Here is an 18,689-nt window from a genome sequence, read left to right as displayed (position 1 = left end):
GGTTGATCTAAGGTTAGCTTGCCGTATTTTAGTTGTACTCATGGTTTCCAGGAACAGTGCCAATTATCGTGGACTGAGGTTCAGATAAGGGAGAGAAAATGAAGCAAGCACTTCGCGTATCGTTAAGCTTTTTTCTATTACTGTGGGCAGCTGTGCTGCATGCAGAAGTTCGCATTGAGATCACCCAAGGCGTCAATACTGCGCGTCCAATTGGTGTGGTTCCGTTTAAATGGGCTGGCGCTGGCGCTGCACCGGAAGATATCGGTGGTATCGTCGCAGCAGACTTGCGTAACAGCGGTAAATTTAATCCGCTTGATCGTTCACGTCTTCCACAGCAGCCAACCAGCGCGCAGGAAGTGCAGCCAGCTGCATGGAGCGCATTAGGTATTGATGCCGTTGTCGTCGGTCAGGTTCAATCTAACCCAGATGGCAGCTATCAAGTTTCTTATCAGTTGGTCGATACCGGTGCTGCACCGGGAACCGTGCTGGCTCAGAACTCTTACAAAATCACTAAGCAGTGGCTGCGTTATGCGGCTCATACCGCCAGTGATGAAACGTTCCAGAAGCTGACCGGTATCAAAGGTGCCTTCCGTACGCGTATCGCCTATGTCGTACAGACGAATGGCGGCCAGTTCCCCTATGAGCTGCGCGTAGCGGATTACGATGGCTACAACCAGTTTGTTGTGCATCGTTCACCACAGCCGCTGATGTCGCCAGCCTGGTCTCCAGACGGCAGCAAAGTTGCTTACGTGACCTTTGAAAGTGGTAAATCAGCGCTGGTAGTACAGACGCTCTCTAACGGTGCAATCCGTCAGGTTGCTTCTTATCCACGTCACAACGGTGCGCCAGCGTTCTCTCCTGATGGTTCTAAGCTCGCTTTCGCCTTGTCGAAAACCGGCAGCCTTAACCTGTATGTGATGGATTTAGCGTCTGGTCAGACACGTCAAGTGACCGATGGTCGCTACAACAGCACCGAGCCTACCTGGTTCCCGGATAGCCAGACGCTGGCTTATACCTCCGATCAGGCGGGTGCACCACAAATTTACAAGATTGGCGTTAATGGCGGAGCGCCGCAGCGTATTACCTGGGAAGGTGGACAGAACCAGGATGCGGACGTCGCTACTGATGGCAAATCTATGGTGATGATTAGCACCAACGGTGGTGCTCAACACGTCGCCAAACAAGATCTGGAAACGGGAGCCGTTCAAACGTTAACGGACACGTTCCTGGATGAAACGCCGAGCCTGGCACCGAACGGCACGATGGTAATCTATAGCTCTACTCAGGGGATGGGTTCCGTGTTGCAGTTGGTTTCAACCGACGGACGTTTCAAAGCGCGTCTTCCGGCTACTGATGGACAGGTCAAATTTCCTGCCTGGTCGCCGTATCTGTAATGCCTGATAAAACAGGCATCACAAACAATAAACAATAACGGGATTTAAGAAATGCAACTGAACAAAGTGCTGAAGGGTTTACTGCTGGCTCTGCCGGTTTTGGCTGTAGCGGCTTGTAGCTCACACAAAAACAACAATAACGATCAGACCGGCATGGGCGGCGCTGATGGTGCTTACGGTGCTGGCGCAAACGGCAGCGGCAACATGTCTTCTGACGAGCAAGCGCGTCTGCAGATGCAACAGCTGCAGCAGAACAACATCGTGTACTTCGGCCTGGACAAATATGACGTTCAGTCTGATTACGCTCAGATGCTGGATCAGCACGCTTCTTTCCTGCGTAGCAACCCATCATACAAAGTGACCATCGAAGGTCATGCGGATGAGCGCGGTACGCCGGAATACAACATCGCCCTGGGCGAGCGTCGGGCTAGCGCCGTTAAAATGTACCTGCAAGGTAAAGGCGTTTCTGCTGACCAAATGTCTATCGTTTCTTACGGTAAAGAGAAGCCAGCCGTCTTAGGTCATGACGAATCAGCTTATTCTAAAAACCGTCGTGCAGTTCTGGTCTACTAAGAGAATCACATGGTTAGTAACTTCAGACGTCATCTAATGAGTCTGTCGTTACTGATTGGCGTAGCGGTCCCTTGGGCCGCTAATGCCCAAGCGTCAATCAGTAGCGTTGGCTCCGGCTCGGTCGAAGACCGTGTCACCACTCTTGAACGAATCTCGAATGCTCAGGCTCAGCTTCTGCAACAACTGCAGCAGCAAATGAGCGACAATCAAAGCGATATTGACTCGCTGCGTGGGCAAATCCAGCAAAACACCTATCAGTTGAACCAAGTTGTTGAACGTCAGAAACAGATCTATCAACAGATCGACAGTCTGAGCAGCAATAGCAATGGCGGGCAACAGGCGGCGGCTGGTGATGCGAACGCTGATTCTGCTGCCGCAGCTAGCACAGGCGCTGATACGGGCGCAGCGGCCTCTACAGGCGCGCCTGTACAAAGCGGTGATGCTAATAGCGATTACAATGCTGCGGTTGCGTTGATTCTTGAGAAAAAACAGTACGACCAGGCAATTACCGCGCTTCAGGCATGGGTAAAGCGTTACCCTGATTCCACCTATCAGCCTAACGCCAATTATTGGCTAGGCCAGTTGTTTTACAACAAAGGGAAAAAGGACGACGCCGCTTATTATTACGCCACCGTGGTAAAGAATTATCCAAAATCACCTAAGGCTTCAGAAGCGTTGCTTAAGGTTGGCGTCATCATGCAAGAGAAAAACGACACGGCAAAAGCCAAAGCCGTTTTCCAGCAGGTGATCAAACTTTATCCGAACACCGAATCGGCTAAACAAGCACAAAAACGTCTTTCTGGATTGTAATTGTTGCAGGTCAGACCGGATATCGTTTGATTTCTGGTCTTGCCGAATGAAAGGTGAGCAATCAAACCCTTTTAAAGAAAAAGGGTTGTGCTACCTCGGTAAATCAGTAATATATGCCGCCGTTGCCGGGACACATTGCAGATGTGTCTGGTAAGCCTGAAGATGGGTCGTTAGCTCAGTTGGTAGAGCAGTTGACTTTTAATCAATTGGTCGCAGGTTCGAATCCTGCACGACCCACCATCTTCTCCGGACATGTTCCTTAAGAGATGACTTCAGCATTGCTTCACAACCTTAGATGGGTCGTTAGCTCAGTTGGTAGAGCAGTTGACTTTTAATCAATTGGTCGCAGGTTCGAATCCTGCACGACCCACCATCTAATAAACAAACTGTGTTTGTTTTGAATGATAATTTGAAACGGATTGTTTGAGCGGTTGTAAGCGACATCGGGTCGTTAGCTCAGTTGGTAGAGCAGTTGACTTTTAATCAATTGGTCGCAGGTTCGAATCCTGCACGACCCACCAATTCAGAGAAAAGCGCCTTTCAGGCGCTTTTTTCGTTTCTGCTGCACAGCTCTCAAACGTGCAGGATGAGGACCTGCAGCAGGTTCGACTGAATCGCCGGGAGCGATTCAGGCTGATGCGTCAGCATCACCCGCAGGGCGAGGCCCCGGAAGGGCCGAGGCATATCCTGCACGACCCACCAATTCAGAGAAAAGCGCCTTTCAGGCGCTTTTTTCGTTTCTGCTGCACAGCTCTCAAACGTGCAGGATGAGAACCTGCAGCAGGTTCGACTGAATCGCCGGGAGCGATTCAAGCTGATGCGTCAGCATCATCCGCAGGGCGAGGCCCCGGAAGGGCCGAGGCATATCCTGCACGACCCACCAATTCAGAGAAAAGCGCCTTTCAGGCGCTTTTTCGTTTCTGCTGCACAGGACTCAAACGTGCAGGATGAGAACTTGCAGCAGGTTCGACTGAATCGCCGGGAGCGATTCAGGCTGATGCGTCAGCATCACCCGCAGGGCGAGGCCCCGGAAGGGCCGAGGCATATCCTGCACGACCCACCAATTCAGAGAAAAGCGCCTTTCAGGCGCTTTTTTCGTTTTTTCTGTAAGAGAAAACGAGACCGTTAAAAAGGAACGATCCCATTTACGACAAGCTCTTCCAAATATGCATCACCGCATAACTGCGCCAAGGCCGCCATTGCTGTGAACGCTCTTCCGCAACCCGAGGTGTCAGACCGCCCAGGTTATTACGAATCGCGATATCCTCTTTCGGAAAGGCATCGGGCCAGCGTAACGCGCGCATGGCAATATAGTTTGCTGTCCAAGGACCAATACCTGGCAGGCTCACCAGCAGCGCCATGATTTCTTCTGGTGTCAACGTTGCGTTGAACCTTAAAGTCCCGGTCATACAGGCGTTAGCGAAGGCGAGAATGGCTTTAGCACGCGCGCTGACAATCCCCAGGCTGGCAATGTCATCTATTGTGGCAACGGCAACGGGTTGTGACTGAGCAGAATAGCGGGACAAATCGGCAAAAGGCGTTACGCATGGCTCACCAAAAGCTTGAGCAAAGCGGCTGCTCAAGGTCGTTGCGGCTTTTACCGTGATCTGCTGGCCTAATATTGCTCTGACGCCTAACTCAAAGCCGTCAAAGGCACCCGGAACGCGCAAACCGGGAAAACGGTTGATGCTATCAATCAGCAAAGGATCCTGCCGCAGATGAGCTGCAATCAGCAGCGGCTGCGCATTCAAATCAAACAAGTCACGTAACCTACGCAGCAGGGCAGGTAATACAGGCGTTAATGACGTCGTGAACTCAACCAGTAGAGCATTTTTCGCCGGCAGATGAGAAACGCTGATCCAGCCGCGATATTTTCCCAATGCCACCGTGCGGCGATAAATATTACCTTCAACCGCCTCGACCTCTTTCATTAGCCGTAATTGCAAAAAAGTGAGCATCGCTTGCCAGTCGTAAGGCGGCCGATAACTGAGACGTAACGTTGCGGTATCGCCAGAATGGCGTTGGGCAGGTTGAGTAACCTCTTTGCGTAACGCACTCGGCGTCATGCGGTAGCGCGTCTGAAACACATCATTGAATCGGCGCAGGCTACTAAAACCGCTGGCGTAAGCGACATCAATGATGGGCAAACGGGTTTCAGTCAGGAGCTGTTTGGCTAACAGCATCCGGCGCGTCTGCTTTAGCTCTAACGGCGAAACACCCAGCTCTTGCTGAACGATGCGCCTTAACTGACGCGAACTCAGACCAAACTCAGCCGCTATTTCATCCAGGCCGCCATGTTCTTCAAGCAAACCTTCTTCAATGCGCTGAACCAAACGATCGGCTACGCGATGGGAATTATCCACGGGTGCATTACCAGGCGCGAGCTCAGGCCGACAGCGCAAACAGGGACGAAAATGCGCTTTCTCAGCTGCCTCTGCGCTGGCAAAGAACAAACAATTTTTTTGCATGGGTGCCTTCACCGGACAGACCGGACGACAATAAATGCCGGTTGAGGTCACACCAACAAAAAAAACACCATCAAAACGCGTATCTCGCGAGGTTAGCGCCTGGTAAGCCATATCATGATTGAGCATGAACGTCTCCGACAAATAAAACGCAGTTTACCTCCGCAATCCTGTAGCAAACTGGCTGTTTTCGGACAGCACTACAGTTTATCGTGATGACCGAAAACAGCCAGTTTGCTGAGATAAAAGTGCGATAATGCATGGCATAACATTGGCGGGAGAAAAACCATGTACTACTACAAATCTGTTGTAACGCCGGTTGGCGAACTCAAGCTGGTTGCCAGCGATCACGGGCTGGCGGCCATATTATGGCAAAACGACGATCCTAAACGCGTACGCCTGGCGCCGCTGGAACGCAACGATCACCATCCCGTGTTGTGTGAAGCGCAAACTCAGTTGCTGGAATATTTTGCCGGCACGCGCCAACGCTTCACGTTAGCACTCGATTTCACTGGCACAGAGTTTCAAAAGAAAGTGTGGCAGGCGCTGGTGGCGATTCCGTTTGGTGAAACGCGCAGCTATCGTCAGATTGCCGAGCAAATCGGCCATCCCGCCGCTATGCGTGCCGTGGGTGCAGCAAACGGTAAAAACCCCATTTCTATTATCGCGCCATGTCACCGGGTCATTGGCGCAAACGGCAAGCTAACCGGTTTTGCGGGCGGGCTCGACGTTAAAGCATTTCTGTTGCAACTTGAAACCCCGGCAAGCGCGTAGCGTCTCGCATTGTTAAAAACATGAACACAAAAAGCACGACACTCAGGGGCTTTTCCGCTATCGTGTTTAGCATATAAAACACGAGGGCGGAATGAGCGCCATTAGTCGTCTTAAAAGGCGATTATCGTTAATTTCATAAAACGAGAGCTGTGTCATGAGTGTAATGTTCGATCCTGAGAGCGCCATTTACCCATTCCCGCCCAAACCTGCCCGTTTAAGCGATGATGAAAAATCTTTCTATCGCGAAAAAATCAAAACGTTACTCAAGGCCCGCAATGCGGTGATGGTGGCGCATTACTATACCGATCCTGAAATCCAGGCGCTGGCTGAAGAAACCGGCGGTTGTGTTTCCGATTCACTTGAAATGGCTCGTTTCGGCAGTAATCATTCAGCCACCACGCTGCTGGTAGCGGGTGTGCGTTTTATGGGTGAAACAGCAAAGATCCTTAGCCCGGAAAAAACCGTCTTAATGCCCACTTTAGAGGCGGAATGTTCGCTGGATCTGGGTTGCCCCATTGAGGAGTTCAATGCCTTCTGCGATGCGCATCCTGACCGGACTGTTGTGGTATACGCCAATACGTCAGCGGCAGTAAAAGCGCGCGCTGACTGGGTTGTTACCTCAAGCATTGCGGTAGAACTGATTGAACACCTTGATAGCTTGGGTGAGAAAATCATTTGGGCACCCGATCGTCATTTGGGCCGCTATGTCACACAAAAGTCGGGTGCTGATGTGCTGTGCTGGCAAGGTGCTTGTATCGTACATGACGAATTCAAAACCCAGGCGCTGCAGCGCATGAAAGCGCTCTATCCTGATGCAGCGGTTTTGGTTCATCCCGAATCACCTCAGGCCATTGTTGATTTGGCTGATGCCGTTGGCTCGACCAGCCAGCTGATTCAGGCGGCGAAAAGCCTGCCGCATCCACAAATGATTGTCGCAACCGATCGCGGTATTTTTTACAAGATGCAGCAAGCTGTGCCGGATAAAGAGTTGCTGGAAGCGCCGACTGCAGGTGAGGGCGCAACCTGCCGCAGCTGTGCGCACTGTCCGTGGATGGCGATGAACGGCCTCAAAGCCATAGCGGAAAGCCTGGAATTTGGTGGGAAAACCCATGAAATCCATGTTGATGCTGGATTACGAGAAGCGGCATTGCTGCCGTTAAATCGCATGCTATCCTTTGCAGCGGAACTCAAACTTAAAGTGAAAGGAAACGCCTGATGCGTCTCTTTCACAGGTGCCCGCTATGGATTTCTTAAGCACACAAAATATTCTGGTTCATATTCCTTTGGGCGCCGGTGGCTACGATCTTTCATGGATCGAAGCTATCGGCACGCTGGCGGGCTTGCTGTGTATTTGGTTCGCCAGCCTGGAAAAAATCATCAACTATCCTTTTGGACTGATCAACGTCACGCTGTTTGCGGTGATCTTTTTTCAAATCCAACTCTATGCGAGCCTGCTGTTGCAGCTGTTTTTCTTCGTTGCTAACGTTTACGGCTGGTATGCCTGGAGCCGACAAACGTCGGATAATCAGGCTGCGCTTAAAATTCGCTGGCTGCCATTGAACAAAGCGCTGCTTTGGGGAGCGGTCTGCGTTATCGCCATTGGCTTGATGACGCTGTATATCAACCCGGTATTCGCCGTGTTGACGCACGCAGCGGTGAGCTTGATGAATGGGTTAGGCGTGGCGGTGGACATGCCTGAATTGCAGCCGGATGCTTTCCCGTTTTGGGATTCCTGCATGATGGTGTTGTCGATCGTGGCGATGATTTTAATGACGCGTAAATACGTTGAAAACTGGCTGCTGTGGGTCATCATCAACGTTATCAGCGTGATGATTTTCGCTCGTCAGGGCGTCTACGCCATGTCGCTGGAGTATATGATTTTGACGCTGATTGCTTTGAACGGTTCGCGAATGTGGATCAAAAGCGCGCGTGAGCAGGGCTCACGCGCGTTGTCGAATCAGTGAGGGTGGGCGTGTTCACCATGTTGATGATGGTGATGCTCGGCAGTTGAAGCGCTGCTAAGCCCGAGGTCACAATCATGACCGGCGCACGGCTGATATTCCATTTGTACCGTCGCGTGGGCAATCTGGTAGTGCTGGTGCAAATAGTGATGAATACGTTGCAGCAGCGCATCATGATCGTAAGGTGGAATCACCTGCACGTGCAGCGTTAATACCGGTTTTTCGCCAACCTGCCACAAATGAACGTGATGAACATTGCGTACTTCGGCAATGTTCAAGGTCAGGTCGCGTGCAAGCTTGTTGGTGTCTACTGAACTCGGCGCACCTTCTAACAATTCATGCAAACTTTCCCGCAGCAACGCCCATGCGCTGCGCAATACCAGCAGTGACACCAGCAGGGATAATATCGGGTCGATGGGCATCCAGCCGGTCAGCATAATAATGACTGCCGCGACAATTGCGCCTACCGAACCCAGCAAATCACCCATCACGTGCAGCGCTGCCGCTCGTACATTTAAATTTTTCTCTTCACTACCATGATGCAGCAACCAAAACGACAGCAGGTTGGCGAAGAGCCCAGCAATAGCAATCCCCAGCATCAGGCCGCCGGTTACTGGCTGCGGTTGATAAAAGCGGCGTATCGCTTCCCAAACAATTAATGCCGTGATCACCAGCAGCGCAATAGCATTGACGAAAGCCGCCAACGTTGTAAGTCGTAGCAAGCCAAACGTGTGGCGCGCGTTGGGTTTGCGTCGAGCGAACTGAACTGCCAGCAGTGCCATCAACAGTGCGGCGGCATCGGTTAACATGTGGCCGGCATCCGCCAGCAGCGCCAGCGAGCCAGACATCCATCCGCCAATCACCTCGGCGAACATGAAGACGGTTGTAACAGCAAAGGCCGCAGCGAGGCGTTTGCGATTGCTGTCTTGCCCGCTATGTGAGTGCGTGTGAGCCATAAGAATCCAGTTTTTTCAGTAACCTGTTGGTTAATGATATCAGCAAATCCCACTCCTCAGACACGTCCTGGTGCTGTTTTGCTTTTTCGGCCAACTGCTGGCTCAGCGCTGCGCCTTCGCTTAAACCCATTAACAGCCAGCTTCCTTTCATCCGATGTGCGGTTTCTGCCAACAGCGACCAATTAGTGGCTTCCCGTGCGGCTATTAACTGCGTCAGATCCGTGGTCAACGTGTCACGTAATGTGTGACTTAAGCGCGTCAGAAATTTCTCATTCTGCTGCGCCAACTGCCACAAGTTTTCATCTACAGCCGTGAGCGGGTCGTTTTGCAAGGTTTGAAGGAGTGCGGCGATATCTTGCAGTTGAACCGGTTTGATCAGCACCCTTTCATTATCCTGTAGCATGACATTCAGCATTTGTGCATCAGCTGAACAAAGGACACGCAACGGCTGACGTTTGCGCTGGCGGTCACGTCGGCGTAGCAGGCGAAGCAACTGCATGCCATTTGGACGCGGCATCATTTGGTCAATGAACAGTAAATCATAAGGCTGCTGGGCATCAGCTAACAGCAAGGCGCGGCCTTGCTCAAAGCAGTCCGCCTGGATAGCAAAGCGGGCCAGCTGCTGCTGCATAACCATCAGGTTGGCAGGATGATCGTCCACGATAGCGACGCGCAAATGAGGATAAAGCGGCAACGCATCTTCATCACTGATTTCAGGAGCATCACACAGGATCAAAGGCAGCGTGACAATGACTTGGGTTCCCACGCCAGGTTCTGAATTAACGCTGATCTCACCGCCCATGCGCAGCACGATTTCACGGCAGATAAATAACCCTAAGCCGCTGCCCTGAACCGATACTGATTTGCCGGACGGCGCCTGATACCAAGGATCAAATAACTTTTGCTGCTCTTGCAGTGGAATGCCGCTGCCGCTATCGCTGACGGTGAAAATAAGCGCATCGTTGGCGGCCAGCGTCAGGCAAATTTCGCCGTGGCGGGTGAATTTCAGCGCATTGGTCATCAGGTTATTCACCACCTGCTGCAAACGATCGGCATCGATCAATACAGCCGGCGGCAAAGGGTGAGCGCGTTAAACGTTAAGGTCGGGCCATCCCGGTGCATCAGTGGATGATAATAGTGCTGCTGCTGCGTTAGCCATTGCGCCAACACCAGCGGACGCGGAGCAAGGCTAAAGCTGTTGCTTTCAATGCGCGCGTGATCCTGCAAATCATTTAGCAGGGTCATTAGCGATTGGGCACTGCTGTGCAGTAACCGGAGATTAGGATTAGGATGCTGCTGCTTTTCTAGTTCGAGCAAGCCAAGAATCGCCTGCATCGGCGTGCGTAATTCATGGCTAACGGTCGCCAGGAACTGGCTCTTCATGGCATTGGCGTGCTCAGCCTGCTCACGCTGCTGACGATCGCGGCGCTGTTGCCAGTAACGGCGCACCAGCAACAGCAGTAAAACGATAATCGCCACACCCGCGCCGACAAGTACCATCAGCGGCAAGGAACGCATCGCCATAACGCTACCTGGCTGTGGTGGTGTGGACCATCTGTCACGCATCTGGCTTTGCGTATCGGCGGGGATTTGCTGCAACGCGCGATCAAGCAGGGCGCGCAAAACCCCTGATTCGGCGTAACACCTAACGCAATCGGCCAGGCGATGTCGCTGGCGGCAAAGGCAAGGTGAATCTTGCTGTCATCGCGACTGGCAATACGCCAGCGTGCCGACAGCACATTATCAACGATGGCATCTGTCTGCCCGGCAGAGAGCGCATCATACAAACTGGCGCGATCGGCAAACGTCTGCGCCTGCATGTCAGCAGGGAGCAGTTGAGACGCTAAATCGTCCTGTAAAATTCCTATTCGCTTACCTCGCAGATCGCTCCAGTGGGCTGGGGCAGCATCGCGGAGGGTATAAATTCCCCATAACGCGCGCCAAACCGGCAGGCTGGCGCTTTGCATCGCTTCACCGTTTAACGGCTGCATTAATTGCAGCATCGCCTGCTGCTGAGTCATCAAAGCGGCAGCCTGCTGCGGATTAGTAACCCAGCGCGGTTCAAAGCGCAGACCCGTACTTTGCGCCACCGCTTTTAACAGATCGATACCGTAACCCCGCGCGGTGCCGTTGCTGTCGCGGTAGCTCCACGGATAGTTGTCCCGTTCGGCAGCATAATAAATGACCGGATGTGCGTGTATCCAACTGCGCTCCGCCGCGCTAAGCATCAGCGTTTGCGTATCCTGATAACGTGGCAGCGGCGTGCTCCAGCGATTTTGCAATGAACTCATTAATTCAGCCGGTAGCTGACGCAAACTTTGGTTGAGCCAATTCACCATCGCTGGATCGCGAGCGAAGGCGCGAAGGTTGAGCTGACCGGTTTCGATGCCTGAGGCGATTTGATAAATCTGCCCTTGTTGTAGCTGACTCAGCAGGAATCCGGCGCTGGTTTCATCTGCTACCACATAATCATTTTGCTGATTGAATAACGTATACAGCGCCTGCAGATCGCTGCTGTAGGTTCGCCATTGGTGACGTGCAGCCAATGTTTCAGGTAACTGCGCCAGCGTTGATTCGCTGATGGCTAACTGGGCGTTTTGACTGTTGAACATCACGGCGCGCTGATTCTGCTGATTGCGATAAATACGCAGCGGACTGCTGAACCAGTTATCACTGCTTAAGGTGCCAGAGGGCAGTGGCGGCGTTAACATGCCCAGCGCGAAATCGATTTTTTCCTGTTGTAGCGCCTGTAACAAGGCGGCCTGCGTTGCGAACTGAGTCAGGGTGAATTGCGCACCGGTAAGCTGACGCAGCGCAGCAAGGTAATCGGCATCAATGCCGTAAAGATCGTTGCCCACCCGCATCGTCCAGGGTGCATTGTTATCCTCAAGAATCCCTACACGAAGCATCTTGCCCTGCATGGTTTCAGCGGCTTTAACCGGCATCATCATCGGCAAATTGACGCTGCTCACCGGACGTAAATTGGCCTGCGTGAACGTTGTAATCAGCAGGAGAGTGAACAGCCAGTATTTCACTGCTGCGCCTTCCATAAATCAGCCAATTCGACCACTGAACGCGTGCCGGTTTTTTCCAGGATATTCTTTTTATGGGTGCTTACGGTTTTGTTGCTGATATGGAGTTGTTCGGCGATTTGCAAATTAGAGAGGCCGCTGGCAAGCAAGGCGAGAACCTGACGTTCTTTGGTAGTAAGCGGCAACTCTGGCGCATCACAGGTAGCAGGAAAAGCCGACTGTCCGCCCAATATCGCCAGAATGGCGCTAAGCAACTGCTCCATGCGCTGACTCTTCACAACATAGCCTGCGGCTCCCAGTGCTTGAGCACGGCGCACATAATGGCTGGTTTGCTGGCCGGAATAGATCAATACCGGACAATTCGGCAGATGTACTTTCAAGCGACGTAGTATTTCCAGCCCATCGTCATCGGGTAAACCGATATCCAAGACGATAATATCGAGCGGTTGCTGTAAAAAAGGACGCGCATTTTTCTCGCTGCTGGCTGAAAACAAGCGAATGGGAAAAGGGGCTTTGGTGAGCGCAGCTTCCAACGCCACTTCAACTAATGGATGATCGTCAATGAGTAGCAAAGAAGCCATGAAAATGTCCCTGTTAATTTCACAGGCTCAGCATAGCGGAAGTACAGAAGGGATAATATAAAGGAGAGCGAATGCTCTCCTTTAACAATGAATTACTGCGAAGTCCCGTCGGTTTTGGTGTTTACGTCACCACCACCTTCTTTAGTCTGGACTTTTTTATTGATGTTCGGGCATTTGCCATCTTTGCACTGGCTGTTCTGGTCAATATCATTAGCAGACATACCGCTGCTGCTGGTGCTGCTGCCAGAAGCGGCAGAATTGGTATTGACGCCAGAGTTGTTGATTTTGCTGTTATCAACTTTGTTAGGTGGCAGATTTTCATTTGCGCCACCTGCTGCTGCGCCTGCATCAGCGGCCTGGTTCGCTGTACCGTTATTGCTGCTCGCCGCCATTGCCGCGCCGCTGCCCAGTGTCATTGCTGCCGTCAAAAAGATAATTGCAAACTTATTCATCATTATGCTCCTGTTAATTAATGACAGTTGCTTGTCTCAAATCTTCTGCTGCAGATTTGGAGTAAAAGTCTCTCGGGCGAAATAAAGTTTCACCGTTTGGCTTATTAGCAAATATTAATTTTGTAAGCAGCCAGTTCCTCAGTGCTTACAAGTAAAAAGCTTAGTTGATGACCTGATAAATGCAAATTTCACGCGCACATTTTAACCTGAACGGTAATTTACAGCCCTAGCACAACGGGCTACATTGTTCGGGTTGTGCCCGGCGCGCGCTGGGCCTGAAATAATATGGAATATGTATGAATTACCAGAACGATGATTTACGCATCAAAGAGATTAAAGAGCTGTTACCCCCTGTTGCGCTGCTTGAAAAATTCCCGGCCACAGATAACGCGGCGAGAACCGTTTCGCAGGCGCGTCAGGCGATTCATCAGATCCTGCAAAGTCAGGATGATCGCCTGCTGGTGGTGATTGGCCCTTGCTCTATCCATGATACCGAAGCGGCCAAAGAGTATGCGTCACGCTTGTTGAGCCTGCGTGAAGAGCTGAAAGGCGAGCTGGAAATTGTGATGCGCGTCTATTTTGAAAAGCCGCGCACGACGGTGGGCTGGAAGGGATTGATTAACGATCCCTATATGGACGGCAGCTTCCAGTTAAATGATGGATTACGCATGGCGCGTAAGCTTCTGCTGGATATTAACGACAGCGGTTTACCAGCAGCGGGTGAATTTTTAGATATGATCACCCCGCAATACGTTGCTGACCTGATGAGCTGGGGCGCAATTGGCGCGCGCACTACCGAATCTCAGGTTCACCGTGAACTGGCGTCGGGATTATCTTGCCCGGTTGGTTTCAAAAACGGCACCGATGGCACCATCAAAGTGGCGATTGATGCCATTAACGCTGCCGGTTCGCCGCACTGTTTCCTGTCGGTGACCAAATATGGTCATTCTGCGATTGTGGAAACCAGCGGCAACGCTGACTGCCACATCATTCTGCGTGGCGGCAAAGAGCCTAACTACAGCGCACATCACGTTAGCGCAGTTAAGTCAGGCCTGGAAAAAGCCGGTTTGCCTCAACAGGTGATGATCGATTTCAGCCATGCTAACAGCAGCAAGCAGTATCAAAAGCAGATGCTGGTGGCGGATGATGTATCACAGCAAATTATCGCGGGCGAGCAGGGTATTGTCGGCGTAATGATTGAAAGTCATCTGGTGGAAGGGAATCAAAATCTGGAAAGCGGTGAGCCGCTGGTGTACGGCAAAAGCGTGACGGATGCCTGCATTGGTTGGGACGACACCGATAAAGTGTTGCGCCAGTTAGCGGCGGCGGTAAAACAGCGTCGCGGTTAATATTCCGCAGGCAATAAAAAAGGCCAGACTCGCGTCTGGCCTTTTTGCGTTTCAGCCTCAGCTTACTTCGCTTTACCTTGGTTTGCCACGGCGGCTGCTTTCGCAGCGATTTCGTCGGCATCGCCCAGATAGTAACGTTTCAGTGGTTTGAAGTTTTCATCGAACTCATACACCAACGGCACGCCAGTTGGGATGTTCAGTTCCAGAATCTCGTCTTCACTCAGATTGTCGAGATACTTCACCAGTGCACGCAGTGAGTTACCGTGTGCAGCAACGATCACTTTCTCACCGCTTTTGATGCGCGGCAGAATGCTTTCATTCCAGTACGGGATCACACGATCAATGGTCAGCGCCAGGCTTTCGGTGGTTGGCAGCTGCTCGGCAGTCAATGATGCGTAACGTGGATCGTGCCCTGGGAAACGCTCATCGCTGCGATCCAGCTCTGGCGGGGTTACCGCGAAGCCACGACGCCACTGTTTAACTTGCTCGTCGCCATATTTAGCGGCGGTTTCCGCTTTATCCAGACCTTGCAGTGCACCGTAGTGACGCTCGTTCAGGCGCCAGGATTTTTCAACAGGCAGCCAGGCTTGATCCAGTTCATCAAGAACATTCCACAGCGTGTGGATAGCGCGTTTCAGCACAGAGGTATAAGCAAAATCAAAGACGAAACCTTCTTTCTTCAGCAGCTGACCGGCTGCTTTGGCTTCAGTGCGACCTTTGTCAGAAAGATCCACGTCGTACCATCCGGTAAAGCGGTTTTCGTTGTTCCACTGGCTTTCGCCGTGTCGCACCAGAACCAGCTTAGTTACGGCCATAGCTTAACTCCTTAATACTTAATGTTTCTATGATAATGGAAACCTGCTGCTGCCAGCCCGACGAGCGGCGCATTGATAGCGCCATACCATAACGGAAAACAGCGCAACGCGTAAGCCCGAGCATTACGCGTTGCGCGTTTTTCATCCGGCAACTCAGCGCGGCGTGAAGCGATAACGCGTTATCGATTCCCAGCGATCGCCCGGTTGCAGCCAGCAATCGGCTTGCGGCCATTCAGGATGATTGGGCGAGTCAGGCAAAAATTCGCTCTCCAGCGCAATACCCTGGAAAGCAGTATAGCTTTCTTGTTCGCGCGCGCGCGTACCCTCAAGATAGTTGCCGGAGTACAACTGCAGTGCTGGCGCGGACGTCGTCACGCTAAGCTCCAGCTTGCCATCTGCTGACCACAACGTTGCGGCAGGCTGATTGGCGTCGCCAGCGCTGTTGAGCAGAAACGCATGGTCATACCCTTTCACCGCTTTTTGATCGTCGTCGGCGAGGAAGTCCTGCAACAGGGTTTTAGCCTGACGAAAATCGAAACTGGTGCCTGCTACCGCTTTCAGCGGCGCATTGGGAATACCCGCGCTGTCGACCGGCAAGTAACGGTCGGCGTGCAGTTGTAAGCGATGCTGACGCGCATCGCCATGATGCGCGTCAAGATTAAAGTAAGCGTGGTTGGTCAGGTTAACCGGACAAGCCTGATCGCAACGGGCTTCATAGCGGATCGACACACAGTTATCATCGTCGAGCTGAAAACGTACATCGGCAATCAAATTGCCCGGATAGCCCTGATCGCCATCAGGTGAATCGATACGATAGTGCACTTCGCTGTCGGATTGACTGACAATCTGCCAGCGACGTTTATCAAACCCTTCCGGGCCGCCATGCAACTGGTGTTCACCTTGATTTGCCTGCAGTTGGCGATCAAGCGTTGTCAGTTTGGCGTGGGCGATGCGGTTAGCATAACGGCCAACCGTGGCACCCAGATAAGCATCCTGATGCAAATAGTCGGACGGCGTAGCGCAGCCGAGCAGCGTTTCACGCACGCAGCCATCCTGCATTGGCACACGTGCGGAAAGCCAGGTTGCGCCCCAATCCATAAAAGTTGCGATCATGCCGTTGGCATTACGCAGCACGGTAATACGCCATGGCTGACCATCGGGTGCGTGAGATTGCACATCACTTAGCATTGGCCCGCTCCTTCAGACGCTTTACAGACGTAGAACGTCTCTTTGATACCGGTTTTTGCTTCGTACTGCTCCGCTACTGCGGCTTTGACTTGATCAACTAAATCCAATGGCATCAACGCCACGATGCAGCCACCAAAGCCGCCGCCGGTCATACGTACGCCGCCACGTTCGCCGATTTCTGCTTTTACGATCTCAACCAGCGCATCGATAGGCGGCACGGTGATTTCAAAATCGTCACGCATCGAAGCATGTGATTCAGCCATCAGCTCACCCATGCGTTTCAGGTCGCCCTGCGTCAATGCATCGGCGGCTTCCAGCGTACGGGCATTTTCCGTCAGCACGTGGCGCACGCGTTTGGCCACTTGCGGATCCAGTTTTGATTCGGCCGCGTCGAATTGCGCTAACTCAACATCACGCAGCGCCTGCTTCTCAAAGAAGCGCGCGCCGGTTTCACACTGTTCACGACGCGTGTTGTATTCGCTTCCCACCAGGCTGCGGCGGAAGTTGGAGTTGATGATCACCACGGCGATATCTTCCGGCATGGAAACCGGGCGCGTGCCGAGCGTGCGGCAATCCAGCAACATGGCGTGATCTTTCTGGCCTAGCGCGGAAATCAGCTGATCCATAATGCCGCAGTTGCAGCCTACGAACTGGTTTTCCGCTTCCTGGCCATTCACTGCAATAGCAGCACCATCCAGCGGTAGCGCATAAAGTTGTTGCAGCACGGTGCCCACCGCCACTTCCAGTGATGCGGAGGAGCTGAGGCCTGCACCCTGCGGCACATTGCCGCTGATCACCATATCCACGCCGCCAAAATCCGCGTGACGTTTTTGCAGATGCTTTATCACGCCGCGCACGTAGTTGGCCCACATCGGTTCTTGCACGCTAACAATCGGCTCATCCAGTGAGAAGGTGTCTTGCGCATTGTCGTAATCCACGGCAATGACGCGTACCTGGCGATCATCACGCTTGGCGCAGGCAATAACTGTTTGATAATCGATGGCGCAGGGCAGCACAAAACCGTCATTGTAATCGGTATGCTCGCCGATCAAGTTTACGCGGCCTGGCGCTTGAATGGTGTGCGTTGGCGCATAGCCGAAACTGTCAGAGAAAACCTGATGCGTGGTGTTTTTAAACTCATTGTTGTGCCTCGCGGAAGTGTACATCGCTAACAGAACGCAGCCGTTCAGCCGCCTGTTCTGCGGTTAGATCACGTTGGGTCTCGGCCAGCATTTCATATCCGACCATGAATTTACGTACCGTTGCTGAACGCAGCAGCGGTGGATAGAAGTGTGCGTGCAGCTGCCAGTGATCGTTGGCTTCGCCGTTGAATGGCGCGCCGTGCCAGCCCATGGAATAGGGGAAAGAGCACTGGAACAGGTTGTCGTAGCGGCTGGTTAGCTGCTTTATCGCTAAGGCCAAATCTTTGCGCTGGGCATCCGTCAAATCGGTCAAACGCTTGATGTGTGCTTTAGGCAGCAGCAGCGTTTCGAAAGGCCATGCCGCCCACCAGGGAACAACGGCCAGCCAGTGCTCGGTTTCTACCACAGTGCGGCTGCCATCTTTCTGTTCACGGGCGGTGTAATCAACCAGCATTGGCGAGCCGTTTTTAGCGAAATAGTCGCGTTGATTATCATCTTCACGCTGCGCTTCATTAGGCAGAAAGCTGTTAGCCCAAACCTGACCATGCGGATGAGGATTAGAGCAGCCCATTGCCGCGCCTTTGTTTTCGAACACCTGCACCCACGGATAATGTTGTCCGAGATCGGCAGTTTGTTCTTGCCAGGTGCGCACCACGATTTCGAGCGCGTTGAGTGACATTTCCGGCAGCGTTTTGCTGTGATCGGGAGAAAAGCAGATCACCCGGCTGGTGCCGCGCGCGCTTTCACAACGCATCAGAATATCGTCGCTGGCGGGCGCATCCGGTGTGTCAGTCATCAATGCAGCAAAATCGTTAGTGAAGACGTAAGTGCCGGTGTAATCGGGATTCTTATCGCCGGTAATGCGCGTATTGCCAGCGCAAAGAAAGCAGTCGGGATCGTGCGTCGGTAAAGTATTGGTAGCAGGTGTTTCTTGCGCACCCTGCCACGGGCGTTTAGCACGATGGGGAGAAACCAGAATCCACTGATCAATCAGCGGATTATAACGGCGATGTGGATGATCGACCGGGTTGAATTTTTCCATGTTTAATCCTGGTAAGCGTCAAAAGCCGGTAAGGCATCGTTAAAAAGTAGCACATTGGCACGGGCGAAAGCGTGATCAAGTCTGAATAAATGGTATCGTTTACACAAGCTGACTATTCTCATTTTGTGGCTTTGTGCGAAGCTAATCACCTTAAA

General features: G+C 52.4%; 15 protein-coding genes, 3 tRNA genes, 3 other RNA genes and 1 pseudogene. 13 read left to right on the top strand and 9 right to left on the bottom strand.

Translation table 11 applies throughout. The annotated features are described in order from the left end of the window. Positions 1-98: 98 nt before the first annotated feature. The 9 genes from tolB (at position 99) to KQP84_RS16245 (ending at position 3,840) form a co-directional block, all read left to right on the top strand. A complete protein-coding gene (gene tolB / locus KQP84_RS16285) occupies positions 99-1,394 on the top strand; it encodes a Tol-Pal system beta propeller repeat protein TolB (RefSeq protein WP_215847314.1) in 1,296 nt (431 codons plus the stop codon). Positions 1,395-1,445: 51 nt separating this feature from the next. Continuing rightward, on the top strand, positions 1,446-1,967 hold the full coding sequence (gene pal, locus KQP84_RS16280; RefSeq protein WP_215847313.1) for a peptidoglycan-associated lipoprotein Pal: 522 nt from the start codon (positions 1,446-1,448) through the stop codon (positions 1,965-1,967). Between the two features lie 9 nt (positions 1,968-1,976). Continuing rightward, entirely contained in the window at positions 1,977-2,777 is an 801-nt protein-coding gene (gene cpoB / locus KQP84_RS16275; RefSeq protein ID WP_215847312.1) for a cell division protein CpoB, read from the top strand. Positions 2,778-2,941: 164 nt separating this feature from the next. Then, a tRNA-Lys gene (locus tag KQP84_RS16270) sits at positions 2,942-3,017 on the top strand. Between the two features lie 57 nt (positions 3,018-3,074). Continuing rightward, positions 3,075-3,150: transfer RNA gene (locus tag KQP84_RS16265), tRNA-Lys, on the top strand. 72 nt (positions 3,151-3,222) lie between these two features. Beyond that, positions 3,223-3,298: transfer RNA gene (locus KQP84_RS16260), tRNA-Lys, on the top strand. 44 nt (positions 3,299-3,342) lie between these two features. Beyond that, a non-coding RNA gene (locus tag KQP84_RS16255) (RtT sRNA) lies at positions 3,343-3,479 on the top strand. A 44-nt stretch (positions 3,480-3,523) separates the two neighbouring features. Next, positions 3,524-3,660, top strand: a non-coding RNA gene (locus KQP84_RS16250) — RtT sRNA. Positions 3,661-3,703: 43 nt separating this feature from the next. Continuing rightward, positions 3,704-3,840: non-coding RNA, RtT sRNA (locus tag KQP84_RS16245), on the top strand. 82 nt (positions 3,841-3,922) lie between these two features. Here the strand turns inward: KQP84_RS16245 and KQP84_RS16240 are convergent. Next, the gene (locus KQP84_RS16240) at positions 3,923-5,371 is read right to left on the bottom strand and encodes an AlkA N-terminal domain-containing protein (protein WP_215847311.1); all 1,449 of its coding nucleotides are present in this window, start codon (positions 5,369-5,371) and stop codon (positions 3,923-3,925) included. A 159-nt stretch (positions 5,372-5,530) separates the two neighbouring features. On the opposite strand from KQP84_RS16240, the gene KQP84_RS16235 reads away from it, so the two are divergent. The 3 genes from KQP84_RS16235 (at position 5,531) to pnuC (ending at position 7,980) form a co-directional block, all read left to right on the top strand. Beyond that, complete coding sequence (locus KQP84_RS16235) at positions 5,531-6,016, top strand: methylated-DNA--[protein]-cysteine S-methyltransferase (protein ID WP_215847310.1); 486 nt, start codon at positions 5,531-5,533, stop codon at positions 6,014-6,016. Positions 6,017-6,170: 154 nt separating this feature from the next. Continuing rightward, entirely contained in the window at positions 6,171-7,232 is a 1,062-nt protein-coding gene (gene nadA / locus KQP84_RS16230) for a quinolinate synthase NadA (protein ID WP_215847309.1), read from the top strand. 25 nt (positions 7,233-7,257) lie between these two features. Continuing rightward, positions 7,258-7,980, top strand: a complete 723-nt coding sequence (gene pnuC, locus KQP84_RS16225) for a nicotinamide riboside transporter PnuC (RefSeq protein ID WP_215847308.1) — start codon at positions 7,258-7,260, stop codon at positions 7,978-7,980. On the opposite strand, the gene zitB is transcribed toward pnuC, so the two are convergent. From zitB to KQP84_RS16205, 4 genes and pseudogenes are all read right to left on the bottom strand, one after another. Further along, positions 7,974-8,933, bottom strand: coding sequence for a CDF family zinc transporter ZitB (zitB, locus tag KQP84_RS16220; protein ID WP_215847307.1), 960 nt, complete (start codon positions 8,931-8,933; stop codon positions 7,974-7,976). The genes pnuC and zitB overlap by 7 nt on opposite strands. Continuing rightward, a pseudogene (locus tag KQP84_RS16215) lies at positions 8,911-11,983 on the bottom strand (ATP-binding protein). The gene zitB and the pseudogene KQP84_RS16215 overlap by 23 nt, the downstream one beginning before the upstream one ends. Continuing rightward, positions 11,965-12,546 (bottom strand): response regulator transcription factor, encoded by a 582-nt coding sequence (locus KQP84_RS16210; protein WP_215847306.1) that lies wholly within the window; start codon positions 12,544-12,546, stop codon positions 11,965-11,967. Before KQP84_RS16210 ends, KQP84_RS16215 begins: the two are co-directional and overlap by 19 nt. 92 nt (positions 12,547-12,638) lie before the next feature. Beyond that, positions 12,639-13,001: a YbgS-like family protein gene (locus KQP84_RS16205; protein WP_215847305.1), complete on the bottom strand. Its 363-nt coding sequence runs from the start codon at positions 12,999-13,001 to the stop codon at positions 12,639-12,641. Between the two features lie 293 nt (positions 13,002-13,294). Between KQP84_RS16205 and aroG the strand changes: the two genes are divergently transcribed. Beyond that, on the top strand, positions 13,295-14,347 hold the full coding sequence (aroG, locus tag KQP84_RS16200; RefSeq protein ID WP_215847304.1) for a 3-deoxy-7-phosphoheptulonate synthase AroG: 1,053 nt from the start codon (positions 13,295-13,297) through the stop codon (positions 14,345-14,347). Positions 14,348-14,409: 62 nt separating this feature from the next. On the opposite strand, the gene gpmA is transcribed toward aroG, so the two are convergent. The 4 genes from gpmA to galT all read right to left on the bottom strand — a co-directional run bounded on the left by gpmA (position 14,410) and on the right by galT (position 18,534). Beyond that, the gene (gene gpmA, locus KQP84_RS16195) at positions 14,410-15,162 is read right to left on the bottom strand and encodes a 2,3-diphosphoglycerate-dependent phosphoglycerate mutase (protein WP_215847303.1); all 753 of its coding nucleotides are present in this window, start codon (positions 15,160-15,162) and stop codon (positions 14,410-14,412) included. A 153-nt stretch (positions 15,163-15,315) separates the two neighbouring features. Continuing rightward, the gene (gene galM / locus KQP84_RS16190) at positions 15,316-16,350 is read right to left on the bottom strand and encodes a galactose-1-epimerase (RefSeq protein WP_215847302.1); all 1,035 of its coding nucleotides are present in this window, start codon (positions 16,348-16,350) and stop codon (positions 15,316-15,318) included. After that, positions 16,344-17,516, bottom strand: coding sequence for a galactokinase (gene galK, locus KQP84_RS16185; protein ID WP_215847301.1), 1,173 nt, complete (start codon positions 17,514-17,516; stop codon positions 16,344-16,346). Before galK ends, galM begins: the two co-directional genes overlap by 7 nt. After that, positions 17,488-18,534, bottom strand: coding sequence for a galactose-1-phosphate uridylyltransferase (galT, locus tag KQP84_RS16180; RefSeq protein WP_215847300.1), 1,047 nt, complete (start codon positions 18,532-18,534; stop codon positions 17,488-17,490). The genes galK and galT overlap by 29 nt, the downstream gene beginning before the upstream one ends. Positions 18,535-18,689: the final 155 nt, after the last annotated feature.

Source organism: Candidatus Pantoea bituminis (assembly GCF_018842675.1).
In the GTDB taxonomy this organism is placed as follows: Bacteria; Pseudomonadota; Gammaproteobacteria; order Enterobacterales; family Enterobacteriaceae; genus Pantoea; species Pantoea phytostimulans.
Note: the sequence above shows the minus strand (reverse complement) of the source record. Positions and strands in the feature narration are given on the sequence as shown.